26 protein-coding genes are annotated in these 24560 nt (G+C 46.4%); 8 read left to right on the top strand and 18 right to left on the bottom strand.

The window, feature by feature from the left end:
* Positions 1-16 precede the first annotated feature (16 nt).
* Positions 17-628: a hypothetical protein gene (locus tag FSB84_RS05485; RefSeq protein ID WP_130542518.1), complete on the top strand. Its 612-nt coding sequence runs from the start codon at positions 17-19 to the stop codon at positions 626-628.
* Positions 629-684: 56 nt separating this feature from the next.
* Here FSB84_RS05485 and yidD read toward each other — a convergent pair whose 3' ends face one another.
* The 17 genes from yidD to gldC all read right to left on the bottom strand — a co-directional run bounded on the left by yidD (position 685) and on the right by gldC (position 15089).
* The gene (gene yidD, locus FSB84_RS05490; protein ID WP_192909900.1) at positions 685-915 is read right to left on the bottom strand and encodes a membrane protein insertion efficiency factor YidD; all 231 of its coding nucleotides are present in this window, start codon (positions 913-915) and stop codon (positions 685-687) included.
* Positions 890-1297, bottom strand: a complete 408-nt coding sequence (rnpA, locus tag FSB84_RS05495; RefSeq protein WP_130542517.1) for a ribonuclease P protein component — start codon at positions 1295-1297, stop codon at positions 890-892. Before rnpA ends, yidD begins: the two co-directional genes overlap by 26 nt.
* A 98-nt stretch (positions 1298-1395) precedes the next feature.
* Positions 1396-1551 (bottom strand): 50S ribosomal protein L34, encoded by a 156-nt coding sequence (gene rpmH / locus FSB84_RS05500; protein ID WP_026309617.1) that lies wholly within the window; start codon positions 1549-1551, stop codon positions 1396-1398.
* A gap of 196 nt (positions 1552-1747) precedes the next feature.
* Positions 1748-2632 carry a DUF6252 family protein gene (locus FSB84_RS05505; RefSeq protein WP_130542516.1) on the bottom strand — a complete coding sequence of 295 codons (885 nt, stop codon included), beginning with the start codon at positions 2630-2632 and terminating at the stop codon, positions 1748-1750.
* 74 nt (positions 2633-2706) lie between these two features.
* Complete coding sequence (gene murI, locus FSB84_RS05510; protein WP_130542515.1) at positions 2707-3525, bottom strand: glutamate racemase; 819 nt, start codon at positions 3523-3525, stop codon at positions 2707-2709.
* Positions 3526-3590: 65 nt separating this feature from the next.
* Positions 3591-4151 carry an OmpH family outer membrane protein gene (locus FSB84_RS05515; RefSeq protein ID WP_158643788.1) on the bottom strand — a complete coding sequence of 187 codons (561 nt, stop codon included), beginning with the start codon at positions 4149-4151 and terminating at the stop codon, positions 3591-3593.
* A gap of 115 nt (positions 4152-4266) precedes the next feature.
* On the bottom strand, positions 4267-4779 hold the full coding sequence (locus FSB84_RS05520; RefSeq protein WP_130542513.1) for an OmpH family outer membrane protein: 513 nt from the start codon (positions 4777-4779) through the stop codon (positions 4267-4269).
* Between the two features lie 87 nt (positions 4780-4866).
* Positions 4867-7590 (bottom strand): BamA/OMP85 family outer membrane protein, encoded by a 2724-nt coding sequence (locus FSB84_RS05525; protein WP_130542512.1) that lies wholly within the window; start codon positions 7588-7590, stop codon positions 4867-4869.
* A 121-nt stretch (positions 7591-7711) separates the two neighbouring features.
* A complete protein-coding gene (locus tag FSB84_RS05530) occupies positions 7712-8476 on the bottom strand; it encodes an isoprenyl transferase (protein ID WP_130542511.1) in 765 nt (254 codons plus the stop codon).
* Between the two features lie 144 nt (positions 8477-8620).
* Positions 8621-9478 (bottom strand): type IX secretion system protein PorG, encoded by an 858-nt coding sequence (porG, locus tag FSB84_RS05535; RefSeq protein ID WP_130542510.1) that lies wholly within the window; start codon positions 9476-9478, stop codon positions 8621-8623.
* Positions 9479-9584: 106 nt separating this feature from the next.
* Entirely contained in the window at positions 9585-10463 is an 879-nt protein-coding gene (locus tag FSB84_RS05540) for an NAD kinase (RefSeq protein ID WP_127131318.1), read from the bottom strand.
* Positions 10464-10479: 16 nt separating this feature from the next.
* Positions 10480-11913 carry a POTRA domain-containing protein gene (locus FSB84_RS05545; RefSeq protein ID WP_158643789.1) on the bottom strand — a complete coding sequence of 478 codons (1434 nt, stop codon included), beginning with the start codon at positions 11911-11913 and terminating at the stop codon, positions 10480-10482.
* 21 nt (positions 11914-11934) lie between these two features.
* Positions 11935-12594, bottom strand: a complete 660-nt coding sequence (locus FSB84_RS05550) for a CBS domain-containing protein (RefSeq protein ID WP_225979984.1) — start codon at positions 12592-12594, stop codon at positions 11935-11937.
* A gap of 172 nt (positions 12595-12766) precedes the next feature.
* On the bottom strand, positions 12767-13543 hold the full coding sequence (locus FSB84_RS05555) for an alpha/beta fold hydrolase (protein ID WP_130542508.1): 777 nt from the start codon (positions 13541-13543) through the stop codon (positions 12767-12769).
* 142 nt (positions 13544-13685) lie between these two features.
* The gene (locus FSB84_RS05560; RefSeq protein ID WP_130542507.1) at positions 13686-14237 is read right to left on the bottom strand and encodes a CvpA family protein; all 552 of its coding nucleotides are present in this window, start codon (positions 14235-14237) and stop codon (positions 13686-13688) included.
* Positions 14238-14270: 33 nt separating this feature from the next.
* Entirely contained in the window at positions 14271-14726 is a 456-nt protein-coding gene (locus FSB84_RS05565; protein ID WP_130542506.1) for a GatB/YqeY domain-containing protein, read from the bottom strand.
* A 15-nt stretch (positions 14727-14741) separates the two neighbouring features.
* A complete protein-coding gene (gene gldC, locus FSB84_RS05570; protein ID WP_127131329.1) occupies positions 14742-15089 on the bottom strand; it encodes a gliding motility protein GldC in 348 nt (115 codons plus the stop codon).
* Between the two features lie 318 nt (positions 15090-15407).
* Here gldC and FSB84_RS05575 point away from each other — a divergent pair, with 318 nt between their 5' ends.
* The 7 genes from FSB84_RS05575 to rpiB all read left to right on the top strand — a co-directional run bounded on the left by FSB84_RS05575 (position 15408) and on the right by rpiB (position 22246).
* A complete protein-coding gene (locus tag FSB84_RS05575; RefSeq protein WP_130542505.1) occupies positions 15408-16604 on the top strand; it encodes a choice-of-anchor E domain-containing protein in 1197 nt (398 codons plus the stop codon).
* A gap of 26 nt (positions 16605-16630) precedes the next feature.
* Positions 16631-17368 (top strand): DUF4290 domain-containing protein, encoded by a 738-nt coding sequence (locus FSB84_RS05580; RefSeq protein WP_262713794.1) that lies wholly within the window; start codon positions 16631-16633, stop codon positions 17366-17368.
* A gap of 90 nt (positions 17369-17458) precedes the next feature.
* Complete coding sequence (murA, locus tag FSB84_RS05585) at positions 17459-18763, top strand: UDP-N-acetylglucosamine 1-carboxyvinyltransferase (protein WP_130542504.1); 1305 nt, start codon at positions 17459-17461, stop codon at positions 18761-18763.
* A 31-nt stretch (positions 18764-18794) separates the two neighbouring features.
* On the top strand, positions 18795-19421 hold the full coding sequence (gene gmk / locus FSB84_RS05590; protein WP_225979985.1) for a guanylate kinase: 627 nt from the start codon (positions 18795-18797) through the stop codon (positions 19419-19421).
* A gap of 92 nt (positions 19422-19513) precedes the next feature.
* Positions 19514-20794, top strand: coding sequence for a hemolysin family protein (locus FSB84_RS05595; protein WP_130542503.1), 1281 nt, complete (start codon positions 19514-19516; stop codon positions 20792-20794).
* A gap of 110 nt (positions 20795-20904) precedes the next feature.
* Positions 20905-21762 (top strand): twin-arginine translocase subunit TatC, encoded by an 858-nt coding sequence (gene tatC, locus FSB84_RS05600; protein ID WP_130542502.1) that lies wholly within the window; start codon positions 20905-20907, stop codon positions 21760-21762.
* Positions 21763-21793: 31 nt separating this feature from the next.
* Positions 21794-22246: a ribose 5-phosphate isomerase B gene (rpiB, locus tag FSB84_RS05605; RefSeq protein ID WP_130542501.1), complete on the top strand. Its 453-nt coding sequence runs from the start codon at positions 21794-21796 to the stop codon at positions 22244-22246.
* A 73-nt stretch (positions 22247-22319) separates the two neighbouring features.
* Here the strand turns inward: rpiB and FSB84_RS05610 are convergent, their stop codons facing one another.
* Positions 22320-24428 (bottom strand): LTA synthase family protein, encoded by a 2109-nt coding sequence (locus FSB84_RS05610; RefSeq protein ID WP_130542500.1) that lies wholly within the window; start codon positions 24426-24428, stop codon positions 22320-22322.
* Positions 24429-24560: the final 132 nt, after the last annotated feature.

The raw sequence follows: 24560 nt of genomic DNA on the forward strand, positions 1-24560 counted from the left end.
CTAAATTTTGCAATGCATGAAACAAACTATCATCACCGCCTGTACGGTGGCTTTTCTGGCGACTGCCTGTTCTTCCGGATCCGATGTCAAAAGATTAGTGGTAATGAGCAGTGGCAAGATCCAGGCCGCAGGTAAAGACGCCAAAGAGATCACTTTTGAACCAGGTACACAACACAACGAAATGGAATTCCAGTACGTTGGCAAAGACCCGGTTAAATTTACCGTGAAAAGCAAGGATGGTGATAAAACCTACGACCTCACCGAGAATGGCGCTTACGTGCTGAACCTGAAAGCAGCGGATACGCTGATCGGCAGCATCGTGAACTATGGTAACTCAGGTATCCCAACTTCTATCACCACTGAACAGTTGCAGCACATTGTAGACAGCACGCAGCAGTTGATCATGGGCCTCAATGCCAGTGATGAAGCCAGGACCTATTTCCTGGTGCCTAATTCTATCAAGAAGATCAGCGCTAATTACAACGCAAGACTGATCGGGCCATTCAATGGTATCCCCAATTCCGTGGAAGTAGATAAGGATGGTAAAGCTCCGGAAGTCTACAAGTTTGCTACCACCAAACAAAAACGCGAAGACCTGTACAAACTGGTTGATCGCATGAACAAATAAGCAGAGTTCATTTTCCGGGAAGAAGCATGAAGTGATCCACTTCGTGCTTTTTTCGTTTAAGGAACAGGGTCATATCCATGACCGCCCCAGGGATGGCAACGGCTGATGCGTTTCACTGCCAGCCAGAAGCCTTTGAACAGGCCGTATTTCTTGAATGCTTCCACAGCATAATGAGAGCAGGTAGGTGTGTAACGGCATTTAGGTCCCAGTAAAGGAGAGATGCCCCACTGATACAATTTGATCAGTGCGATAAAAGGAAGACTAAGTATTTTGAGGATTTGCTTCATTCACAATGCCGGTAAGTCTTTGCAAAATTACACCGATCTTCTCACTCACAACGTTATAATCCGGTACATCCTTTCCAACATACACGAAGAAAAGGGCCAGTTTAACATTGCCAGGAACAGTGGCTTCCTGCAACTGCTGCTTTTGCAAACGGTATGCCTCACGCATGAGCCGTTTGATGCGGTTGCGGTCTGTTGATTTTCCGAAATGACGGCTGCTGACGCTGAACCCCGCCTGCAGGGAAGTTTCGATATAGGGGATGAAGGCATAGGATACCCGCAATGGAAAGACAGAAAAATGCTTTCCTTTTTTAAAGAGCTGCTCGATGGCTTTTCGCCGCTTGAGCCGCTCCGTTTTGCCGAGGGTATTCTTTGGGTCCTTCATGTTTCATCAAAAATAAAATAGCTCCGGCAAATGCGGAGCTATTAATATAGTAGGACTACTGTTCAGTACGGGATGAGCCCTTACTGCCCAGCGATCGTTTATTTCAATTTCCTTTCATCAGAAACAGTCAGTTTCTTACGGCCTTTAGCTCTGCGGCTTGCCAGTACCTTACGGCCATTGGCAGTTTGCATACGCTTGCGGAAACCATGTACGGTTTTACGACGACGGCGGTGAGGTTGGAATGTACGTTTCATAATTGTTTGCTTTTACACTTTTTGCACTTCGATTTTGCGAAGTTTTGTTGAATGCGGCCTGGGAGAACAGACCTGGTTTCTTTTTTCAGCCCCACGGGTCACCACACCTGTAGGATTGTGAAAGGACGGCAAAGGTAGGGTAAATCAAATCTTTTTCCAACCAGTGGATCGTAAATTTCCGGAAGAATCTTTATAATTAGTATGTTACTGAAAATGAGCCTTCTGTAATGGCAACATTAGGGTTTACAGGTGGATCGACCTGATCTTCCGCAGTAAACTGGAATGTACCCTTGATGGTCCGGTTCTGATGCTCTGTGATTACTAAAGACCCGCCTGCACCTGCGCCATAGACCTTGGTGCCATCCAGGAAGTTAGCCTGGTAAAAGCTGGTATTGTCCAGGGCGTAAGTACCCGGCGCGATGGTTTCAGGAACGGTGATCGTCATGATCTTTGTACCACTGGTTTCAGTGCCCACAATACCAATCAGGCCTCCATTGAGGGCGCCTCCTGCCTGTGGTGCAATCCATTCCGTTCCGCCGATCTTGCACTTAAAAGCATTTCCCGTTCCTGTTGGAGGAGGATCAGCAGTATAAGGCAGGTTCTCGAAAACGCCTTCAGTGATCATGAGCGTTTTATCGTCGTTTGATCTGTAGAGCTTGAATGTAAAATTGCCGGAGATCCTTTTAGTGGCTTCATCGATCTTTGTGATGATCACAGTGCCGCCCGCAATGCTTGAGTTAGCGCCCTGATCAGTAGTGTAGCCAACCGGTGAAGCTTCATTATTGTCGATCAGCATGGCAATATGATCACTGGCCTGATCTAACTGGTAAGTACCAGCGCTGGTGGTCTTGATCTGGATCATCAGGTCCAGATTGTCCTGGCTTGCGCCCATGATGGAAACATAATCATTCATGATGGTAGCGGTAGCTGTTTTGTTGGCGGTCCATTGCTTACCATCAATTTTCATTCGCAGGATACCTGCACCACCATCTCCGGTAGAATCCAAACTTTTTTCTTTCAGACAAGATACCAGGCCGAACATCATCAGCACTGGCAAACACATACGAAGTAACCTGCTCATATGATTAAATTGATCAATGATTGAATACTTGTGGGTACGGGCTCGATACGAAATTAGCCTTCTTTACTGAACAATTAAAGTGCCACATGCTGCGATTGAAGCCTTTCTCCAAAGAATATACTGGCCTGGCTATTGAAATCGTTGGGGTCGTCGGTGGTGAAAAATTGCCTGCTGCCGCCTTTGCTGCAACGGCTTTCCATTTCAGGATGCCTTTGCAGATAATCTGCCAGGCTTTCCGCCACAATAGGGCCCTGGCTCATCACCTGGATGCCGGAAGGAAGAAACTGCCTGATCTTGTTCATCAACAAGGGATAATGGGTACAGGCGAGGAGTAGCAGGTCAATGTCCGGTTGCTTTTCCAGGATCCTGTTCAGATGTTGCTGAATGAAATAATCAGCGCCGGGTTGCTGGTGTTCATTGTTCTCCACAAGTGGCACCCACATGGGACAGGCTTCCTGATGCACTTCCACTTCCGGAAAGAACTTATCTATTTCGATACGATACGATTCCGAGTTCACGGTACCTCTTGTTGCGAGGATCCCTATTTTCTTGTTTTGCGTAAAAGTTCCTACGATCTCGGAAGTAGGCCGGATCACACCAAGTACGCGGTTAGAGGGTGCAATCCTGGGAAGATCGTTTTGCTGGATGGTGCGAAGTGCCTTGGCAGATGCAGTATTGCAGGCCAGTATCACCAACGGGCAGCCCTGATCGAAGAACCATTTCACGCACTGCAGCGTATAATGGTATACGGTATCGAAGCTGCGATTACCATAGGGAGCGCGTGCATTATCGCCGAGATAGATATAATCGTATTGAGGTAGCTTGTGCAGGATCTCTTTCATTACAGTGAGTCCTCCATATCCTGAATCGAAGATTCCGATGGGTGCATGCATGCTCAAAAATACAACAAAAAAGCCCCACCGATGGTGAGGCTTCTTCAATATGGTATAGTATTAACTTATGGTTTTTTAGCAGGAGCCGCAGCGGGAGCATTACCGGCACCAGCAGCAGGCAGCTTGATATTCAGTTTCTTTGCTACCAGTGGCAGAATATCCTCTGCAGGAGGCGCAACCAACAGTGCTTCTTTTTCGAAAACGTAAGTATATCCGCTTTCTTTGGCAACAGCCTGAATAGCGTCGAATGCTTTTTTATTGATAGGCATGATCAGTTCATCGCGTTTTTGCTGAAGCAGATTCTGGATGCGCTCTTCTTCACCACCGAGCTCAGTGCTGAGTCTGTTCAGTTCAGTTCTTTTTACAGTTTTCACTGCATCAGACATGGTAGTTGAGTCCTTGATGAACTTTTCATATGCTGCGTAGAAAGCAGTTTGTTTTTCCTGTGCGCTTGCCAGTAGTGCATTGCGATAATCTGTGAGAGAAGAATCAGCTTTCCGGGTTTCAGGCATGATACCGATCACTTCCTGTGAACTGATATAACCGATCTTAGTTTGTGCCTGAGCGTGTGCAGCAACCATCATAAGCCCTGAAGCGAACAACACTACTGTAAAAAACTTTTTCATGTGTTTCATTTTAGTTGTTTAGGACACCCTTAGCCCGGGAATTGGGGTGGGCATTATTTACGTTTAAGTTGAAATTTTATAACAATAAGTTGTTCCCCTGATGTTGCTTTCACGATTATTTAACACCGAGTTCTTTCAAAATATCTTCACTGCGATCCAGCTTGGGGTCGGCAAAGATAACAGTAATTCCTTCACTTTTATCCAAAATAAAATCGTATCCGCGGCTCACTGCTATTTTTTGGATAGCGTTGAAAACCTTGTCCTGTATGGGTTTCACCAGTTCCTGTCTCTTCTTGAACAGATCGCCTTCAAAACCAAAGCGTTTCCGTTGAAGGTCTCTCAGTTCTTTCTCGCGGATGAATAATTCGTCTTCCCTTTTTTTCTTCAGTTCATCGCTGAGCATTACCTGTTCAGCATCAAAATCTTTATACATCTTATCGAGAACAGCCTGTTTATCGTCAATTTCTTTTTGCCAGGCCATGCTGAACTGGTCAAGTTTTTTCTGCGCTTCCTTGTACTCAGGCATCTTGTCGAGAATATACCTGGTATCAACAATAGCATATCGTTGAGCATTTGCCAGCTGGGCCACCAACATTATTCCCAGGAGGATAAAGAGTATTTTTTTCATATCACTTCTTTTTAAGTTTATGAGAAAGGATATAAATATCCAGATAATCTCTGAAATTCCGGGGTTTACAGGCCGTTAAAAAAATGATTATTCCGGTTCAAATCCAAGCATGAAGGTAAAGCGGGCTGCATCGCGCAGTTTTCCTTCAGGTTTGAGACGGTCGAAACCAACACCGTAATCAAATCCAAGCAAACCGAACATCGGCAGGAAGAAACGCATACCCACACCGGCACTTCTTCTCAGGCGGAAAGGATTATAGTCTTTATAATCATACCATCCGTTGGCAGCTTCAAACCATAACATACCGTAGATGGTGCTGCTTGGATTGGTGGTGAACGGATAGCGGAGTTCCAATGTATACTTATTGAACATGGTGAAGAACTGTGTTGCCGATTGCTGATCGGGGTTCACCTTCGGATCGGAGTTCTCATACACCGGGTATCCGCGGTGGGCAATGATATCGTAACCCAAGATGAAGTTACCATTGGCCAGGCCGGCGTCACCTACCTGGAAGCGCTCAAACGGAGAGTACTCCAGCTTGCTGTTGTAGCGGCCCATGAAACCATATTTGGCAGCAGCACGCAGTACGAACTGTCTTGTTCTGTCTGCTCCCATTGCTTTACCGATCGGGATAAACCATTCGGCATTGAATCGCCATTTGTGGAATTCAGGCAATTTATAGTTGTCTTCGTTGGTGATATTCTTATTGAACAAAGAGTATGGTGGCGTTACCTGCACACTGGCCAGGAAGTTGGAACCGCTCACAGGGAACATTGGGTTGGGGCCCGCAGAGTTACGCGCCAGCGCCAGTTTGAAGCTGAGGTTGTTGGAAGTTCCGTCCGAGAAGGACGAAATGAAATAAGGATAGTTGATCAGCTTGTACTGAGTGAAACTAACTGAATAGATCAGTGTAAAGAAGTCATCAGGCCACTTCAATTGTTTACCCAACGATACAGACGCACTGAAACTTTTCAGTTTGTTGGTATCACTGTACACATAACGGTTACCGTCATATCCACCGGTACGGAACAGGGTTTTTGACAGACTCACGGTGAGTGAGTTCCTTTTCTTTCCACCCAGCCATGGCTCGGTGAAAGAAGCATTGTAGCTCTGGAATGCGCGTCCGTTGGACTGGATACGCAGACTGAGTTTTTGACCATCACCGGTTGGTAACGGATCCCATGCTTTCTTATTAAAGATATTACGAATAGAAAAGTTATTGAAGGATACACCCACTGTACCGGTTAAACCGATACCACCACCCCAGCCGGCGCTAAGCTCCAACTGGTCGGAGGATTTTTCTTCCAGCGTATAATGGATGTCTACGGTACCATCATCCTGATTGGGTACAGGGTTGATACCGATCTTCTCCTGGTTGAAATAACCAAGCTGAGAGATCTCACGCTGAGAGCGGATAAGATCAGTACGGCTGAATTTATCGCCGGGCAGTGTGCGGAGCTCACGACGAATCACATGCTCCTTCGTTTTATCATTACCGGCAATGGTAATGTTCTTGATGGTTGCCTGCGGACCTTCGCGCATACGGATCTCGAAGTCGATGGTATCATTGTATACCGCCGTTTCAACAGGGTCAACCTGGAAGAAGAGGTATCCATCATCCATATAATAGCTACCGATATCGCCACCTTCCTGGGTCAATTGTTTACCGAGTTTCCTGTTGAGGGTTTCCAGGTTATAGATATCACCTTTCTTGATGCCCAGCAACATCGAGAGCACTGAATCGGAGTATTTTGTATTTCCTTTCCAGGTGATATTACCGAAATAGTATTTGCTGCCTTCGTCAACTTTCAGGTCAACTTTCAGGTTGCCTTTATTGTTGAAATATTGTGTATCTGCAACGATAGAAGCATCGCGGAAACCGAGAGAGTTATAATATTCCAGCACGCGGTCTTTGTCTTCGAGATATTTCTTCTCGTTGAATTTGGCGGAGCTGAATAGTTTGAAGCGGAAATAAGGATCGAGGAATTCTTTTGTTTTGGTGAGCGAGAGGAAACCTGCATTGTTCAGGTATTCATTGAATGATGCTTGTTTGTTCTCACCATAAGGGCTGTTTTCCTTTGTGGGGAAGAGCGTGATCTTGGTCATCTCTTTGGTGCCCTTCATTTGTTTCTTCAGTTTCATCTCTCCCACTTCTTCGTTGCCGTAGAAGTTTACACCATCGATACGCACTTTGTTTCCTTTGGTAACCGTCAGGGTAAGGATCACAGAGTTGGGCAGTGCGGGATCGGGAGCGGATTCAATTTCAACTGAGGCTCCCCTGTTTCCTTTTTCAGTATAATATTTTTGGATCGCGTCTACAGCATTTCGTTTAACGTTTTCCGTTACAACCTTACCTACAACCAGGTCTGTTTTGGGTTTCAGTTCATCTTCATCTGATTTGCGCACACCTTTGATAAAGAACTTGGAGAGGGTGGGCATTTCAGTAACATGGATCTCTATGAAGAGGTTGGAGCCTTCGAGTTTGGTAAAGTAGATCTGAACGTTGGAGAAGAGGCGTTGTTTCCAGAGATTGTTGATGGCTTTGGAGAAATTGTCGCCACCTGGTATCAGTACTTTGTCTCCAATATTGAACCCGGCGATGGAGATGAGCAGTTGTTCGTCGTATCTTTTGGTGCCTGTAACGGTCACTCCTGCGATGATATATTCTTTTGGGTTTCTTGCGGTGAGTATTGCTTCCAGCTCAGGATCCACGGAAGTTGGGATGGTATCCCTTTCCTGCCCATAAGCCGAACCTGCCAATAACAGAACGAAAGCCAATAAAAATACAGGGGAAGTAAACGTACGCTGCATTCCGGGTTGTTTAAGCTGGAGCAAATTAAAGGGATTTATTAATTGTGTTTTAAAACTGTTTGTTAAAACGCGCTGCTGATGATTGATTTTTTCCGGGGAAATGGTGAATCATGAGAAGGGCTTATTGATTGACGACAGTTTCCTGCTGCAACTGGTCCCCTGTTTTACCAAATCTTCTTTCTCTTTTCTGGAAGTCGATAATGGCCTCGTACAGATTTTCCTTGCGGAAGTCGGGCCAGCGTACATTGGTAAAATAAAGTTCTGCATAAGCCAGTTGGTAAAGCAGGAAATTGCTGATGCGATATTCTCCACTGGTTCTGATCATCAATTCGGGATCAGGGAAATTGCCAGTGGACAGGTAGCCAGACAGCGTATCCTGTGTAATGGAGGCGGGATCTATTTTTCCAGCCTTTACATCTTCTGCAATATGTTTCACCGCCTGTACCAGTTCCCATCGGCTGCTGTAGCTGAGCGCCATGATAAGATTAAGGCCGGTATTGCGGCTGGTGATCTCGAGTGATTCGCGAAGCGCCTGCCTGGCATACTCAGGCAGCATGTTCATATCACCGATCACATGCAGTTTGATATTGTTCCTGTTGAGTGTTTCGGTTTCTTTCCGGATGGTTTCCACCAGCAGCTCCATCAGGCCGGTCACTTCCTGTTGCGGCCTGTCCCAGTTCTCGGTGGAAAAAGCATACAATGTAAGGTAACCTACACCAAGCTCGGCGCAGCCCTCTACTATATTACGTACACTTTCCACTCCGTGAAAGTGACCATAGAGGCGGTCCTGACCTTTTTCTTTAGCCCAACGGCCATTACCGTCCATGATAATGGCGATATGACTGGGCAGTCGCTGCAGGTCAATATGGTCCTTTCGGCTCCTCATACCTTAATTTTTGAAGGGACCAAAGGTACAAAAATTTAAATCCGATGCTGTTTTCATCAAAATTTTATCTACTTATTATGAACATTGGTCCATAATCCTTTAAAATAACCCGACGAGCGGGTGAATTTCTTACAATGGACAGGATCAGTTTGCTGAAGGGCACCTGTAAGATGATAGGTTGAAGGAGAAAGTGATCTCAGCAAAAATGTATTGGTCTTTTTGTTTGGAGAAGCCACGTTGTCTGCCTTCGATACCGATGATCTCCCCTGTTTCGTAGGACCTGTCCTGCAGCAGGCGGGCCACTGAAGGCGTTCCATCCGGCAGATCAGGGAACTTATCTGCACCCACATAGGTTTTGCTCACATCATCCAGATAATCGGTACCGGTAAAGCGGTGCACCACTTCAAAACCGATATTCATCCTTTCATTCAGTGCATACTTCACACCAACGCCGAAAGGAATACAAAAAGACATATTGCTGTAAGCTTTCCTGTCGGGATAAGCTGCAGAGCCCTGTCCTTCCGTTCCGAGCGGACGAAGAAAATATTTTTTACCGCCGAGATAGGCGAATGGATCATAATTGAAAACGCCGGCGCCCACTGTTACATAAGGAGTAAAACGATGATAGGGATCAGCCGGAATGAATTTGAAGAAATTGAAATCACCCTGAACCGCCAGCTCAAAAATATTGGTATTGAAGCTCAGGTTCCTCCTTTGCTGGTAAACATTGGAAGTATTATAAATATCGGAATAGCCGAGCTGTGCAAAGTGACCGGCTACGCGAAGGGCAATATAATTTCCGAATTGTTTGCGAAAGAAAACTCCCACTGCAGGCTTGGGCCTGTTAAGGCGGGCCCTGGTGTTGAGATCTCCGAAATAGTGAGCACCGCCAACTGAGATACCAAATTCACCAACGTGAACATAGCTTTCATATTGGGCCATAACCTGTGATGTCTGGAGGAGCGTGCCCACCACCAGCAGTGAAAACACCAGTTTCTTCATAACTGCAATATAATGATTAAGTATGTTGCCTTTAACGGCAGAACCTGGTTTTTCTGTCTATTGGAAAAGTTAAAGTACCGCTTCACAGCGGGTTTCACGGGAACGATCAGTTTCTTGTATCAAGCCCCCACGACAATTTATTTCGAAGTGTCTGGAGAAAATTGTTTTCATTCAGTCTTACAAGACTGATGTTGAACGATTCACGCCTTACCGCAAGTTGCACTTTCTTTTCCACAATTTCCTTTCTTGAGTCCAGTGCGCATATAAAATGATCGGCCCTCGCTTCCACTTCAAAAGATATTACGTTATCATCGGGCACAACGATGGGTCTCACGTTCAGATTATGTGGCGCCACAGGCGTGATCACAAAACTGGATGATTCCGGAAACACCACCGGCCCATTGCAGCTTAGCGAATAGCCGGTTGATCCTGTTGGTGTAGCTACAATCAGTCCATCAGCCCAATACGTATTTAAAAAATCTCCATTGAGATACGTGTGTATCTTGATCATTGGAGAAGTATCTGTTTTGTGGATCGCAAATTCGTTCAAACCGTAAGGCACATTCCCAAAGAGCGGCTTGTCTGCGTCCAGGTGAATAAGTGAACGTTTATCGATCACTATATTCCTCTTCACCAAAGATTGTACCGCAGTGTGCAGCTCATCACGGCCGATACTGGCCAGAAAACCCAATCTTCCGAAGTTGATACCCAGTACAGGGATATTTTTATCACGAACGAGTGTAACGGTATCCAGCAGGGTACCATCTCCTCCAAGACTGATCACAAAATCGATGGACTCACCGAGATCTGCAGGATCACTGAAAATAGCCGTCTTCTCCGGGAACCGGAAAGAAGACTTGATGGTTTCAAAGAACGGATGATAGATCACCGGTTCTATGTTTTCTTTGGCCAGCTCATCGAGCAATTGCTGAACATCTGCCTTCTGCTCGTTGTCGATGATCCGGCTGTAGATAGCTACTTTCATAATGGGTTGCTGTTACTTAAAACTCGTTCTTGATGTGTAAAAATAGCCCCTTTTGTCCTAATTGGTTGAAGCTATAATCGAAGCGGAAGATAAAATCGTAAAAAGTGACAATATCAACGCCAAACCCGCCAGTGTACAGCATTTTGTTCACAAGGGAATTGTCCTTCAGATTTTTGTTGTAAGCATAACCCATATCCCCAAACGTTCTGGCGTAAATGCGGAAAGGGATCCTGTCGTGCGTTTTGGATTTGATAAATGTGGGAATACTGAAACGGAACAGTTCGTGTCGGAATGTTTGCCTGGTAAGACCTGCAGCCACACCGTCCACTACATATCGCTCCAGTCCGCGCAGGTAGAGGTCCCCATAACCGAATAAGCGCTGATTGATATAAGGTTGATCAAATGGCAGCCGCACCACTGCATTGGCCTGCCAGCCGAAATAGAATTTCTTTCCGATCCTCCATCCCCTGAAGAATTTGCCGGAGAATTCCCACATGTTATTGTCTGCATGAAAGCCACGCTTGAGCAGGCTTCCCGAGGCCTGTATACCGGTGAGTGGGAAATGGATATAATCTACATTCACATAATTGACCGTGTAAGAGATCTCCGGATATTCGATACTGGTAGTTTGCGGTCCGAAGTACTTCGGATTGAGGTGCAGCACCTGGCTGTCTATGATCTGCTTGGTATAGGAAAGACGAAAAGCATGAAAAGTGCGAAGCCCGGGGCGATAGGTATAATCTACGTAGCCGTTATATCTTTGTGCGCTTTCTTTAAGGGAGTCGATGAACTGCTGCTGGTTATCGATGGTGGAATAATTGATCTCCTTGTTTGAAGCATAGGTAAAACCGATGCGGTACCCATGCTTCAGCGTTTTGTCAGCATAAGGCTGATCATATTGGAACTGTAACTGTTTCGTATAACCGGTGATAAGCCAGAGCCGGAGTTTATCGTTGCGGCCCGTGAAATTATACCAGGTGAATTTGAAACCATAGTTGAGCCGGTCTGTGCTGTAGCCCTGCTTTCCCCACTCCACCAGGTTGCGGTCCACAGGTTTCACGTAAGGCAGGGGAAAGATGTACCATCGTTCTTTCAATTCGATATTCACATCCACTGTATAGCCCCGGAAGGATTTGAGGGAAACGACCACTTCGTTGAACAACCCTGTATTGAACAATTGCCTTCTGGCAATTTCAAATCCTTTAACGAGATCGGGAAGATAGATGGAATCGCCGGATTTGAATGGAAGCTCACGTTCTACAATATACGATTTGGTGCGGCGGTTACCTTCGATATAGATGGTCCCCACCACGAAGGGCGTGGGTTGTGCTTTATCTATGTACCGATCGGAATTGTTGTAAGGTTGTAATGTGTCTGTATCTGATGTTTGCGCAAGGGAAACGATACAGCAGAACAACAGTATGGCAGTAATTTGATATTTGTTTCCCATCCACATGCTCGCTTATCGCAGCTAGATATTGAGGTAATTCATGAGGTGGTCATAATTACTTCTGAGCTCATTTTCGTAAAGCTCTTCACCGAAGTAGTACTTCACCTGGTATTCATATCGCTGGAAGGTTGCAATGATGTCTGAAATTTCAAACTTGCTCACTTTGATGGTAACATAGAAGGCGCTGCTATTACTATCCCAGTGAGTATTGAGCTGTGTGATCTGGGCATCGTTGGTTTCTATCAGCTTGCTGATCTCGGAAAAGGAGAAATTGCGTTGCTCCATTTCGAGTACGATGATTCCTCCGGGCTCGTTGGCGCCGGTGGTTTTGCCCAGTTGCTTGAGGAGATCGCTGACAGTGATCACGCCAATGAATTCTCCGTCTTTTTCTGTAACCGGAACAATGGAAAGGTTATGCTCATTGGCCATTTGCACGGATTCAAGGAAGTGAGAGCCGGCCCTGGCGGAAATACGGGAAAAATAATTTGCGAATTGCAGAAGCTGTGCAAGCTCATCCTTGTCCATCAGGTCGTCCTCAGAAGCCATGCCCAGGTATTTATCTTCAGCAACTACCGGAAGTTGTGCTACATGGAACTCCTGCATCAGTTCCATGGCCTGGAACACTGTATCGCCCGGATTGAGCGAAGGAATGGCGGATGATATGAGTTCTTTGTTTAACACAGGTAATGTTGCTGTTTGTTTTAGCACCAGTGAATCAGGAAAGGTTTCAATAAGACTTTAAGCAAAGCAAAGGCAGAGGACGTCAGAGCAAAAATAAGACCACACCGAAACAATTACCTGCTGCCTGGTGCAGCCGGGCGAAATCGTTTCTTTTTTACTAAGACGCAAGAATTCAGGCTACCGCTGCGGGCTCATTCAATTTTGTAAGAAATTTATGCAGTATCCGGTTGAATTCTTCAGGCACCTCCATCATAGGTGCATGACCACATTTGTCAATAAAATGCAGTTCGCTGTTGGGAATCAATCGCTGGAACTCCCTTGCCACGAATGGTGGAGTTACAGTATCGTTATTACCCCATATCAATAACGTGGGCTGTTTGATTTGATTGAGCTCTTCCCCAAGATTATTTCTGATAGCGCTCTTGGCAAGGGCGATGATCTTGATCACTTTCAGACGATTGTTGGTAGTGTCGAATACCTCATCCACGATCTCTTTGGTAGCCACTTTAGGATCGTAGAATGTCTGTTCAGTTTTTTTCTTAATATATTCGTAATCGCCTCTTTTTGGATAAGTATCGCCCATTCCATTCTCAAAAAGTCCGGAACTACCGGTAAGGATCAGGGATTTTATCCTTTCGGGGTGCTTGAGTACATGTAAGATACCAACATGGCCTCCAAGTGAGTTGCCAAGCAGGTGAACATCTTTGTAATCCCTGTATTCAATGAATTTATGAACGAACTTCTGCAGTCCGCTAACGGAAGTATGGAGGAGGTCCAGGTCAAGCAAGGGGAGCATGGGTACCACCACTTTATAATGGTGGCGGAAATATTCGATCAAATCCTGGAAGTTGCTCAATGCGCCGAATAAACCGTGTAATAACACCAACGGTTCTCCCTCACCTTCTTCAAGAAATTTGAATTTGTCCGCCTGTTTGATCTCGTAATTCATCAGATAAATCGGTTCAATTCAGTCAAATATTCGCTAAAATAAACGATTTACCTCAAATATGGCATCGTTCCATTTTCAGCCGTTAAATTTTACTGTAAACTACAAATTTTTTGCGTCTTTCCGGCCACACTGTTGTGGTGGTTCAGACAGCCTTTTGTGTAGATGCATCTGCTGCGATCCTTTCAAAAAAAGCCTCCAGTTCAGTAAACATATCTTTAAATGCAGGGATCAGCTTGCCGATCCCATCCACCACCCAGGGGCCCAACGGTTGTATGTACGCGTAGGTAACTGACTGCCGGATACTTTCTGCACTTATCAATTTCAATTGTTCTGCATAGAACAGCAGCACGCTGTAAGCTAGTGTATATATTATTATATACAACAGAATTCCGCCCAATTTGTTGGCCCAACCCAGCAAAGCCACTTCCAGAGTAGCTTCCAGAAGATTGGCGCCTAATCTTATCAGCAGTACCGCTCCAATGAACACCACTGCGAAAGAAATAAAGGGCAACCATTTTGCAGAAATGCTGGTGGAATCTTTCAACCATTCCGCAACCAGGGCGGACAGTTTCATGGCGGCAACAATTCCCACGATCAAACCGATCACGGAGAACACTGCTATCACCAATCCACGCTGCCATCCTTTGATAACAGCCATGATCAGCATAATGATAAAGACAATATCAATGATCATGTAATATCATTAACGGGTGTTCCACCCGTTTTCTTATTTGCTCAGCAACTCTTTTACCATGGCGCTGATAGATTTTCCATCAGCTTTGCCAGCGAGTTGTTTGGAAGCTACGCCCATTACCTTGCCCATATCGGCAGGAGAACTGGCGCCAACAGATGCAATGATCGCGCTGACAGCAGCTTTCAATTCTTCTTCACTCATTTGTTTGGGCAGGAACTTTTCTATCACAGCAATTTCTTCCTGCTCTTTTTTGGCGAGGTCCTCCCTGTTCTGTTGCTGAAAGATCTCCAAAGAATCTTTACGTTGCTTCACCAGTTTTTGCAGTAGTTTGATCTCGGCATCCTGCGTAAGATCTCCTCCACCTGCGCCTTCGGCTGTTTTGGCCAGCAGGATCGCGGCCTTAATAGCGCGAAGACTGCGAAGCGCAGCTTCGTCCCTGGCCAGCATCGCTGCTTTAAGGTCTGTATTCACCGTTTGCTCGAGGCTCATATAGTTATATTGATGTTAGGCTTTGTTCTGTTCGAGTTGGATTTCCTGGAACCTCTTGTAGAAGTCCTGGGCAAACACCCTCATTTTTTCTACCAGTTCCGCCTGGTGGGTTGAACGCTCAAAACTGTCGGCCATGGTCATGATGGTCTGATAATAGAAGTCGGCCATCTCGTCCACCATCATTTCTTTGGTCCAAAGGTCCATGCGCAGGGCAGTCTTATCTGTACCGTCCCAGAAAGCAAGCATCAGTGCTTTTGCTGCGCGGGCATTGTCTGCTGTACTCTCAGTTGCGCTCCAGGAGATGCTTTCAGGTACACGCTTATCGTCGAGCTGTACGTCTATCGTGATTGTTGATTTTGTCATGTTTTTATTGACAATCAGGTTTTTGTAAAATAGAACCCCAAAAATACGGGGAATAATCCTATCAGGGAGGGGTGGATATTATCAAACTGGTAAATTATCCACTTTTTAACCCTGAATGATACCAAAACCCGACTCTGATTCGTTACTGCTGAATGGCTTTGAACAAACAGTAATTAATCCGGCTGTTTCGCAATCAGGCCCTCCTGCACAAATTACGATGATCCAATTTTGGGTAAAATCGCCTTGTACCGTGGTTTTCCCGGAAGTAATTTCGAGCAGCGACACCATAATCCGATACGTTTATGAAAATCAGTACCTATGAAGCACATTTATTACACACTGATCAGTGGGTTCGTTTGTATTTTGGCGTTAGTGACTCCCCTTGATTCCCGGGCGCAATGCAACACATGCGCAGGCGGCGTACCAAGTCAGACCATCGAGCATACCGTTATTCCCGACACTACCACAGGTATCCTGACCATTAGTTTCCCGAGATTTCCGCCCTCAACAGGCACACTTACCTGCGTGACCCTTTATGACACATCTTCGGCTGTGATCACTTCCGGGGCCCGCAATACCGATCCCAGTACCGGTTATATGTCGGAGTTCCTGCTTTATACCCTGCATAACCTGAACGGCCCATCCATCTCGGCCAGCATCAACTCACAGAAACCTTATGGGCCGGATTCCTTACATGCGTATGGAAGCCCAACATTGCTGGACACTATTACTTACGGACCCGATACCATCTACAATAATGTAAGCCGGCAGCACACCACAACAGCCACCGGCGCTTACCTGGGTACAGGAAATGTGAATTTCACCCTGGCAGTGAATGGCGGACTACTCACAACAGTTGGTGGGATCAATAATGTTTCCAGCATACGGGGAAAGATCTGGGGCCGGTTCAGATTGGTATATTCCTACTGTCCTCCCACTTCCTTACCAGAAATTTTCCGGCAATTCACTGCAGTAAAGCAATCCAACAATACTATCCAGCTCAACTGGAACGTTACTAATGACCAAATATCCAATTCTTATGAAATCGAGATCAGCCTTGATGGGCACAACTTCACACCAGCCGGCAAGATTGCCAGCCAATATGCTGCTCAGGGTGTTGCAGCAAAATACAACTATCAGTACCTGCCTGATAAAGCTGCTGCAGGCAAAGTCTTCTTCCGCATCAAACAACTCTCTGCTGACGGAAAAGGGCAATACTCTGCGATCCGCCAGGTAGGGATCGGCACCAATGCTCCTGTCAGTTTCATTACCTATCCCAATCCGGTCAGGAACCAGGTGACCATTCAGGCAGACCAGTTACTCAGAGGTAATTATCTGCTGGAGCTGGTTTCAGCCAGCGGGCAACAGGTGATGAAGCGGACCATCAGTGTCAATAACTCCAGTCAGATCCATTGGCAGTTCCCCTCCCAGCCTGCGCCGGGCATTTATTACCTGCGCACCCGGGAACTCGCATCCGGACAAACCGCCAGCTATAAAGTACTGGTGAATCGTTAAATGAAAAAGTTTGTTACATTTGTCCAATGCAAAAAGAAGTTGAAGAAATGGAGTACAATACTACCAGGAATCACCTGATCATGCGTGAATATGGCCGCCATATTCAGAAAATGGTCGAGTACCTCCTGGGTATTGAAGACAGGGAAACCCGCCAGCGCAATGCATATGCAGTGATCGAACTGATGGGATTCCTCAATCCACATTTAAAGAACGTAGAAGATTTCCGCCATAAATTATGGGATCACCTTTTCCTGATCTCCGATTTCAAACTGGACGTGGAATCTCCTTACCCCATACCCACCAGGGAAACATTGAAGGCAAGACCTAAACCGCTTCCTTACCCCAAGCGTTACCCGAAATTCTCTCACCTTGGCAAGAACCTTGAGATCGTAATCAACAAGGCGCTGAAAGAAGAGAACCCGGAAAAACGTCAGGGCTTCGCCAATGCTGTGGCCTACTATATGAAACTGGCCTACAACAACTGGCACAAGGAAGCAGTTCATGACGATGCTATCCAGAGCGAGCTGACCAATATCACCAATGGTCAACTCACGTTCACCAATACCCCATATGTTCGTCAGCAACGCCACACTGAAAGCAGGGATCGTGACCGCGGAGGTTATGGCGACTATCGCAATAAGCGCGGCGGCAGCGGTGGCGGAAAGAATTTCGGGCAACGCGATAACAGAGGCGGCGGCGGCAATAACAACCGCAACGACCGGAACGATCGCGGTGGCGGCAAATTCAAGAAAAGATACAAGTAAGCTCTACTGACATAATTATGAAAAGTTGATCATCCTGAATGATCAACTTTTTTGTTTAACCAGTTCATCTAATCAATACAACCAAAAGCAATGCCTTCCTTTGAAGTAACCGGTGGCAAAAAACTCAGCGGGTCCATCAATCCTCAGGGCGCTAAGAACGAAGCCCTCCAAATTCTCAGCGCAGTTCTGCTCACACCTGAAAAAGTGACCATCACCAATATTCCGGATATCCTGGATGTGAACATGCTGATTGAGCTCCTGGCAGACATGAATGTGAAAGTGGAAAGACCGCAGCGTGATACCTGCATCTTCCAGGCTGATGATATCAATCTCGATTACCTGCACAGTGAAGCATTCCGCAAAAAAAGCGGTCAGCTCCGTGGCTCCGTGATGTTTGCAGGCCCGCTGCTGGCGCGCTTCCGCAAAGCCTTCATTCCAAAACCCGGTGGCGATAAGATCGGTCGCCGGAGACTGGATACACATATCATCGGCTTCGAAAAGCTCGGCGCCGAATTCACTTACCATGCTGAAGATGGTTTCTTCCATCTCAATGCACCCAATCTCAAAGGCACCAACCTCCTGCTGGATGAGCCTTCCGTAACAGGAACAGCCAATATCATCCTTGCAGCCGTGATGGCCAAAGGCACCACCACCATTTACAATGCAGCCTGCGAGCCTTACGTACAGCAGCTTTGCCGCATGCTAACGCGTATGGGTGCACGCATTCAGGGAATCGGCAGCAATCTGCTCACCATCGAAGGAGTGGATTATCTCGGCGGTACAGAGCACCGCATGCTCCCGGATATGATCGAGATCGGTTCCTTCATCGGACTCGCCGCCATGACGCAGAGTGATATCACCATCAGGAATGTTGGTCTCGAAAATCTGGGCGTGATCCCCGACAAATTCCGCCAGCTCGGGATCCATATGAATTTTGTGGGCGATGATATCCATGTGCCCGCACAGGATGTGTACGAGATCCAGACTTTCCTGGACGGATCTGTGCTCACCATCTACGATCATCCCTGGCCCGGCTTTACACCAGACCTGCTCAGCATTGTACTGGTAGTGGCCACACAGGCCAGAGGCTCCGTACTCATTCATCAGAAGATGTTCGAAAGCCGTCTCTTCTTCGTAGACAAACTTATTGATATGGGCGCGCAGATCATCCTCTGTGATCCGCACAGGGCTGCAGTTATAGGTCTCGGCAGGGAACAGCAGCTCAGAGGTATCACCATGAGCAGCCCTGATATCCGTGCCGGTGTATCATTGCTGATCGCGGCATTGAGCGCAGAAGGAAAGAGCACTATCCAGAACATCGAGCAGATCGATCGCGGCTATCAGCATATCGATGAACGTTTACGCGCACTGGGCGCAGATATAAAAAGAATCTAAAAGCCTGCCATTCGCCTGTGAACACAGACGAATGGCTATTTCCCCGCTTTTCGTTTTCTTTGCAACTTTATACCTCCTTATGGCCTTTGATCCGCACAATAAGATCATCATCATTACTGCTCCCTCCGGCGCAGGAAAAACATCCATCACCCATTATTTGCTGGAAAAATTCCCGCAACTCAGTTTCTCTATTTCCGCTGCCACACGTAAACCGCGCGGTAGTGAAAGGAATGGTGTGGATTATTATTTCCTAAGCGAAGAAGACTTCAATCAAAAGATCCAGAACCAGGATTTCGTTGAATGGGAAATGGTGTATGAAGGAAAATATTACGGCACACTCAAATCAGAGCTGGAAAGGATCTGGAAGAACAACCAGGTGCCGGTGCTGGACATAGACGTTAAAGGAGCCATCCACGTACAACAACAATACCCCGATACCACCCTCTCGCTTTTCATTGAGCCGCCATCCGTGGATGAATTGAAGAAAAGATTGCAGAGCCGCGGCACCGAAACAGCAGAAAGCCTGGCCGCCAGGGTGAACAAAGCTTCTTACGAGATTTCCTTCAAACATCATTTTCACCGCATTGTGATCAACGACCATCTGCCGAGGGCCAGAGAGGAAGCTGCAGGAATAATTCAGGATTTTCTGGAGCTGTAGAAACTATTTCCCTCATAACAGCGTTAGAATCCGGAGGGTATATATTTATTTTATGCAATACCCCTGGCTTTTTTTATATTCGTATACCAGGTATGAGTCTAATTGTAATCCTCGTCATTTGCGTAGCGATACTTGCTATCGCTTATTTTTCCGGAATTGAAGTGGCTTTCACTTCAGCAAACCGGCTGAATGTGGAATTGAAAAGAACACAGGGCGCCAGTGGTATTGCGTTCCTGAGCAGTCTCTATGATAATCCTTCCCGTTTTATCGGCACCAATATCGTTGGCTTTAATTTCTGGCTGGTGGTGGCTGTACTTACCGGTAGCGCCGGCTGGAGCCTGGTGATCGACTCCTTTCAGCTGTCCAAGGATTTTGTAGATTCCATTGCCTGGCTGCGTGTGATCATCGAAATATTGCTTTCCTGGCTTGTGGTGATCATGTTCTGCGAATTCATTCCCAAAGCCATTTTCCGCGCAAAAGCAGACAGTGCGCTTTCTTTTTCAGCACGCTCGGGGCTTCTCGCTTTTACAGACGGCCTCTTTCATTGGGTGGCTGACGCCTTCTCGCGCTTATCTATCTTTATCCTCAACGTGATCTTCGATATGAGGATCGATAAGAAAAAAGAAACTTTCTCCCGCTCGGACCTGGACCATTTTGCACAACAGAGCTCAGACCAGCATATGGAACACCAGGACCTGAAGACCGAACTCTTCAGGAATGCTGTCAGTCTTCCGAAAGTGAAGATCCGCGACTGTCTCGTGCCGCGCAAGGAGATCGTAGCCGTGGAAGTGAATATGCCCATGGAACAGGTAAGATCCCTGTTTATTGAAACCAAATTGAGTAAACTGGTCGTATATGAAGGCAACATAGATACGATCGTGGGATATATTCACCAGCTCGACCTGTTCAAGAACCCGTCGACCATTAAACAGATCCTCCTGCCGATCCCTGCGATCCCCGAAAGCATGAGCGTTACAGACCTCATCAATAAATTCACGCGGGAAAGAAAAAGTATCGCCTGGGTGGTGGACGAATTCGGCGGCACAGCCGGCATCGTTACCATGGAAGACCTGCTGGAAGAGATCTTCGGCGATATCCGAGACGAATACGATACAGAAGAATTCGAGGAGAAAAAGATCTCCGACGATGAATATATCCTCTCAGGACGCCTGGAACTGGACCATCTCCGTGAAAAATACGGATTGCAGTTCCCTGAAAATGACTCGGAGACCCTGTCCGGCTTCATCATTCACCAGCATGAGACCATTCCCAAACTGAAGGAACGTATTATAATCGGGCATTATGAGTTTGAAGTATTGAACGTTAGTGATACCCGGATTGAAATGGTTCGCCTCAAAATCCTCAAGATTTAACGCCCTTCACAGTTGATCAATCACCACTGATTAACAGGTTTATTGCAGATTCCTTCGCTAATACCCTTAAATTTGCCCCGCTTTTCAGTGTTGATCAGCGAACTTAATCGATGGCACTATCATTTTTAAAAAAGAGAGCATCAGAAGAGAATGAGATGACCTTTGTGGATCATCTGGAGGCCCTGCGCTGGCATATCATGCGATCATTGCTCGCAATCATTGCCGGTGCAATCGTGATGTTCGTGTATATCGACTGGATCTTCGATAATGTGATCACCGCTCCATTGCAAGCTGATTTTGTAACTTATATCCAACTCTGTAATCTCAGTCACTGGCTGGGCGCGGGCGATGCTCTTTGCCTTCCGCCTCCAAAAGATGTGGAAATGCAAACCATCACTTTCGGTTCGCAGTTCATGAGCAGTATCACTATTGCCATAGCAGGTGGTTTCATTATTGCCTTCCCTTATATTTTTTGGGAGATCTGGAAATTCATCAGACCTGCACTGACTCCGAAAGAGCTGAAATCCACCAGGGGCGCCATCTTCTGGGTGAGCCTTTTCTTTTTCCTGGGCGTTGCTTTCGGTTATTTTCTGCTGGCCCCTTTCACATTCAGCTTCCTGCTGAATTATACTATCGGCACCAAACATTTGCTGGTGGCCCGCCCCACGCTGGCGGATTATATGGAGAACCTGATCGATATCATCATCGGTTCCGCCATCGCATTCCAGCTTCCCGTTGTTTCTTATGTACTCACCAGGATTGGACTGGTAACACCCCGCTTTCTCAGAACTTACCGCAAATACGCATACGTGGCCATTCTCGTGATTGCAGCCATCATTACGCCATCGCCCGACTGGATGAGCCAGATGATCGTGTTCCTGCCGCTCTGCGCATTGTATGAGTTCAGTGTTGTGATCTCTTCACGCGTGTTCAAAAGACAACAGGAGAGAGATCAGAACTGGGATTAATCCATAACAAAGCAACTTTTCAACTTGTCATATGTCTTCATTCAATCTTACATTACCAGTAGCCATCGGTTGCGACCACGCGGGCTTTGAATACAAAACAGCTATCGTAAAATGGCTGAATGAAAAAGGTTACCAGGTGACCGATATGGGCGTTTACGAAAACAAGTCCGTTGACTATCCTGATTATGCGCATCCTGTTTCCGATGCAGTGGAGAAAGGAGAAGTGGCCTTCGGTATCCTCATCTGCGGAAGCGCCAACGGAGTAGCTATCACAGCCAACAAGCACCAGGGAATTCGTGCCGGCCTTGCCTTTGAGACCGAAGTAGCAAAACTCATCCGTCAGCACAACGACGCCAATGTGATCTGTATTCCTGCGCGTTTTGTGGCGCTGGATTATGCCATCAATATGGTAAGCCTCTTTATTGAAACTCCGTTTGAAGGAGGAAGGCACCAGACAAGGGTGAATAAGATCGCCTGTTCCTGAGCAATATTATTCTGCTTCATAATAAAATGCCAGACCTGAAAAGTCTGGCATTTTTATTTCCTGAATGCGGACGTTACTTGTTATACTTTTTATGCTTCAGCAACCAGGCAGCTGCCTGATAATACGCAATCGCCTGGCCTGCCAAACTATCGGTTACAGACACACGAACTGCATTCCCTGTTGCAAAATCAGGCCTGAACTGATCAACCTGGTGTACAGGTGATTGTATCACCAACTGGTTATTGCGCAAGTATCCCAGCCCCTGGTAGGTGCTGATCAAAGCACGCTCCCTCCCTTCTGGCAAAGCGAAAATATCCTGTCCGAAAAACCTGGAGCGGTAATTGAATTTCAGCAATCCCAGGATCGTGGGGGCAATATCGATCTGCGCCGTGAGCCTGTCAAATTGCTGCGGTGCAATATTTGCCGGACTGTAGATCAGCATGGGGATATGATAGCCTGTGACCGGTAATTCAACACTGCCGGCACTTCCGGCGCAATGATCCGCAACAATCACAAACACAGTATTGTTGAACCAGGGCTTCACCGATGCTTCGCGAATGAATTTCCCGATAGCATAGTCTGTATATTTTACAGCACCTTCACGGCTTTGTGTATGTGAAGGAATATCGATCCGTCCATCAGGATAAGTGTAAGGCCTGTGATTAGACACGGTCATGATCTGTGAAAAGAAAGGCTTCTTTTGCCGGTAATTCTCATCCAGTTTGTTCAGTGCAAGCGTGAACAGGTCTTCATCCGCAACTCCCCAGATATTGGCATAATGGATATCTTCAGGTTTCAGGGCAGTTCTGTCCACCACTTCATAACCATTACCCGAGAAAAAAGCATTCATATTATCGAAGTAGCCATAGCCGCCGTAAATGTATTGTGTGGTATATCCTTTTGACCTGAATACGCTGCCAAGTGAAAACAGATCATTGTTCTCCGGACGCTTCACCACACTCTGACCCGGTGTAGGCGGAATGGAAAGCGACAGAGCCTCTAACCCACGTACCGTGCGGGTTCCACTCGCATAAAGATTCCTGAAGAATATGCCGTGCTGGCTAAGGCTGTCAAGGCAGGGTGTAATGTTCTGATCATTTCCGAAAGCCTTCATGAAACTGGCTGACAGGCTTTCAACACTGATCATCACCACATTCATCTTTTTCTCCGGGGACGCATAACTGATCTGTCTTTCAAGATCGAATGGATCATCGCTCAGGAACCGGCTATTGGGAACCGTTAGTTGTTCACGCAGAATGCGGAATGCTTCTTCATCGTTGAGCGCTTTATAGTACCTGTAGAAATCCAGCTCATTATTGTGAAAGGCGGCTGCAAATTCAAACAGTCCGTTGCCCGCCAATTCATTGGCATATGCATTATTGCTGAATTTTTTGAGCTGATTGTCGAGCGAAAAAGTAGTGATGGCCGGCAGCAGCAGGAAACAGGTAGCGATCATACTGCGTTTACTGAACTTCATACTCACTTTCGTGCTTTGCCTGATTATGTTCTTACTGATATAGAGAATGGAAAAAGTGAGCACAACAACTACAAAGATGATCCAGCCCACCGGATAGGACTCGCGAATATTACCCACCACTTCATTGGTATAAATCAGATAGTCAACCGCAATGAAATTATACCGGCCCGAAAATTCATTCCAGAAAAACCATTCACTCACGGCATTGAAAAGCAGGAGAAAGATCACAAGGCCGAAGTCTGCAAACAACACAGCCCTTCTCCATTTATGCCTGAATTCCCTGCCCCTGTAAGCCAGGAATAAAAAGATACCCATGCGCAATATCACCAGCCCTATTACTGCTTTGCGCAGGTCTGCATTGAAATCTTCCGGCACCAGTTGCGTGAACACCAGCAGCAGGATCAATACCAGGTAAAGCAATGTTGTCCACTTCCAGGCCCGGGGAGCATAAGCCTTCTCATTGGTGAACCAGATATGCACTACAAAGGGAATGATAATGTAAGAGCTTACCGCAAGATCATACAGCAGTCCGATACCAAAAACGCCGGCAATGTTTTTTAAACTCCAGTCGAAAACATCGTGAACGCGGATCAGTAAGGCAACACGGGTGGAAAACGTAATGGTGAGATAGATGATCACCAGGAGATAAATAGGGCCGTACCGGCAATGAAATCCTTTGCCAATCAGCAGTCGCAATCGTTGCATTTGGGTACCTTGTTTGGGTTATAAGTTGAAATTGAAGTTAACGATAATATAATCAGTAATATTTGGTCGTTTTCTTAATAAACATCCGATTAACGAAAACCCCTATGAGGTTGTGTGGGTGGAGACAAAGGG

The organism is Pseudobacter ginsenosidimutans (assembly GCF_007970185.1).
Lineage (GTDB): Bacteria > Bacteroidota > Bacteroidia > Chitinophagales > Chitinophagaceae > Pseudobacter > Pseudobacter ginsenosidimutans.

Bases quoted from the DNA above. Each gene is read 5' to 3' on its own strand.
- FSB84_RS05540 (WP_127131318.1), bottom strand. From the start codon at position 10,463: ATGAAAGTAGCTATCTACAGCCGGATCATCGACAACGAGCAGAAGGCA.
- FSB84_RS05565 (WP_130542506.1), bottom strand. From the start codon at position 14,726: ATGAGCCTCGAGCAAACGGTGAATACAGACCTTAAAGCAGCGATGCTG.
- FSB84_RS05560 (WP_130542507.1), bottom strand. From the start codon at position 14,237: ATGATCATTGATATTGTCTTTATCATTATGCTGATCATGGCTGTTATC.
- FSB84_RS05575 (WP_130542505.1), top strand. From the start codon at position 15,408: ATGAAGCACATTTATTACACACTGATCAGTGGGTTCGTTTGTATTTTG.
- FSB84_RS05520 (WP_130542513.1), bottom strand. From the start codon at position 4,779: ATGAAAAAAATACTCTTTATCCTCCTGGGAATAATGTTGGTGGCCCAG.
- FSB84_RS05595 (WP_130542503.1), top strand. From the start codon at position 19,514: ATGAGTCTAATTGTAATCCTCGTCATTTGCGTAGCGATACTTGCTATC.
- FSB84_RS05580 (WP_262713794.1), top strand. From the start codon at position 16,631: ATGCAAAAAGAAGTTGAAGAAATGGAGTACAATACTACCAGGAATCAC.
- yidD (WP_192909900.1), bottom strand. From the start codon at position 915: ATGAAGCAAATCCTCAAAATACTTAGTCTTCCTTTTATCGCACTGATC.
- FSB84_RS05505 (WP_130542516.1), bottom strand. From the start codon at position 2,632: ATGAGCAGGTTACTTCGTATGTGTTTGCCAGTGCTGATGATGTTCGGC.
- rpmH (WP_026309617.1), bottom strand. From the start codon at position 1,551: ATGAAACGTACATTCCAACCTCACCGCCGTCGTCGTAAAACCGTACAT.
- porG (WP_130542510.1), bottom strand. From the start codon at position 9,478: ATGAAGAAACTGGTGTTTTCACTGCTGGTGGTGGGCACGCTCCTCCAG.
- rpiB (WP_130542501.1), top strand. From the start codon at position 21,794: ATGTCTTCATTCAATCTTACATTACCAGTAGCCATCGGTTGCGACCAC.
- tatC (WP_130542502.1), top strand. From the start codon at position 20,905: ATGGCACTATCATTTTTAAAAAAGAGAGCATCAGAAGAGAATGAGATG.
- gldC (WP_127131329.1), bottom strand. From the start codon at position 15,089: ATGACAAAATCAACAATCACGATAGACGTACAGCTCGACGATAAGCGT.
- rnpA (WP_130542517.1), bottom strand. From the start codon at position 1,297: ATGAAGGACCCAAAGAATACCCTCGGCAAAACGGAGCGGCTCAAGCGG.
- FSB84_RS05555 (WP_130542508.1), bottom strand. From the start codon at position 13,543: ATGAATTACGAGATCAAACAGGCGGACAAATTCAAATTTCTTGAAGAA.
- FSB84_RS05515 (WP_158643788.1), bottom strand. From the start codon at position 4,151: ATGAAAAAGTTTTTTACAGTAGTGTTGTTCGCTTCAGGGCTTATGATG.
- murA (WP_130542504.1), top strand. From the start codon at position 17,459: ATGCCTTCCTTTGAAGTAACCGGTGGCAAAAAACTCAGCGGGTCCATC.
- FSB84_RS05530 (WP_130542511.1), bottom strand. From the start codon at position 8,476: ATGAGGAGCCGAAAGGACCATATTGACCTGCAGCGACTGCCCAGTCAT.
- FSB84_RS05525 (WP_130542512.1), bottom strand. From the start codon at position 7,590: ATGCAGCGTACGTTTACTTCCCCTGTATTTTTATTGGCTTTCGTTCTG.
- FSB84_RS05485 (WP_130542518.1), top strand. From the start codon at position 17: ATGAAACAAACTATCATCACCGCCTGTACGGTGGCTTTTCTGGCGACT.
- murI (WP_130542515.1), bottom strand. From the start codon at position 3,525: ATGCATGCACCCATCGGAATCTTCGATTCAGGATATGGAGGACTCACT.
- FSB84_RS05545 (WP_158643789.1), bottom strand. From the start codon at position 11,913: ATGGGAAACAAATATCAAATTACTGCCATACTGTTGTTCTGCTGTATC.
- FSB84_RS05610 (WP_130542500.1), bottom strand. From the start codon at position 24,428: ATGCAACGATTGCGACTGCTGATTGGCAAAGGATTTCATTGCCGGTAC.
- gmk (WP_225979985.1), top strand. From the start codon at position 18,795: ATGGCTATTTCCCCGCTTTTCGTTTTCTTTGCAACTTTATACCTCCTT.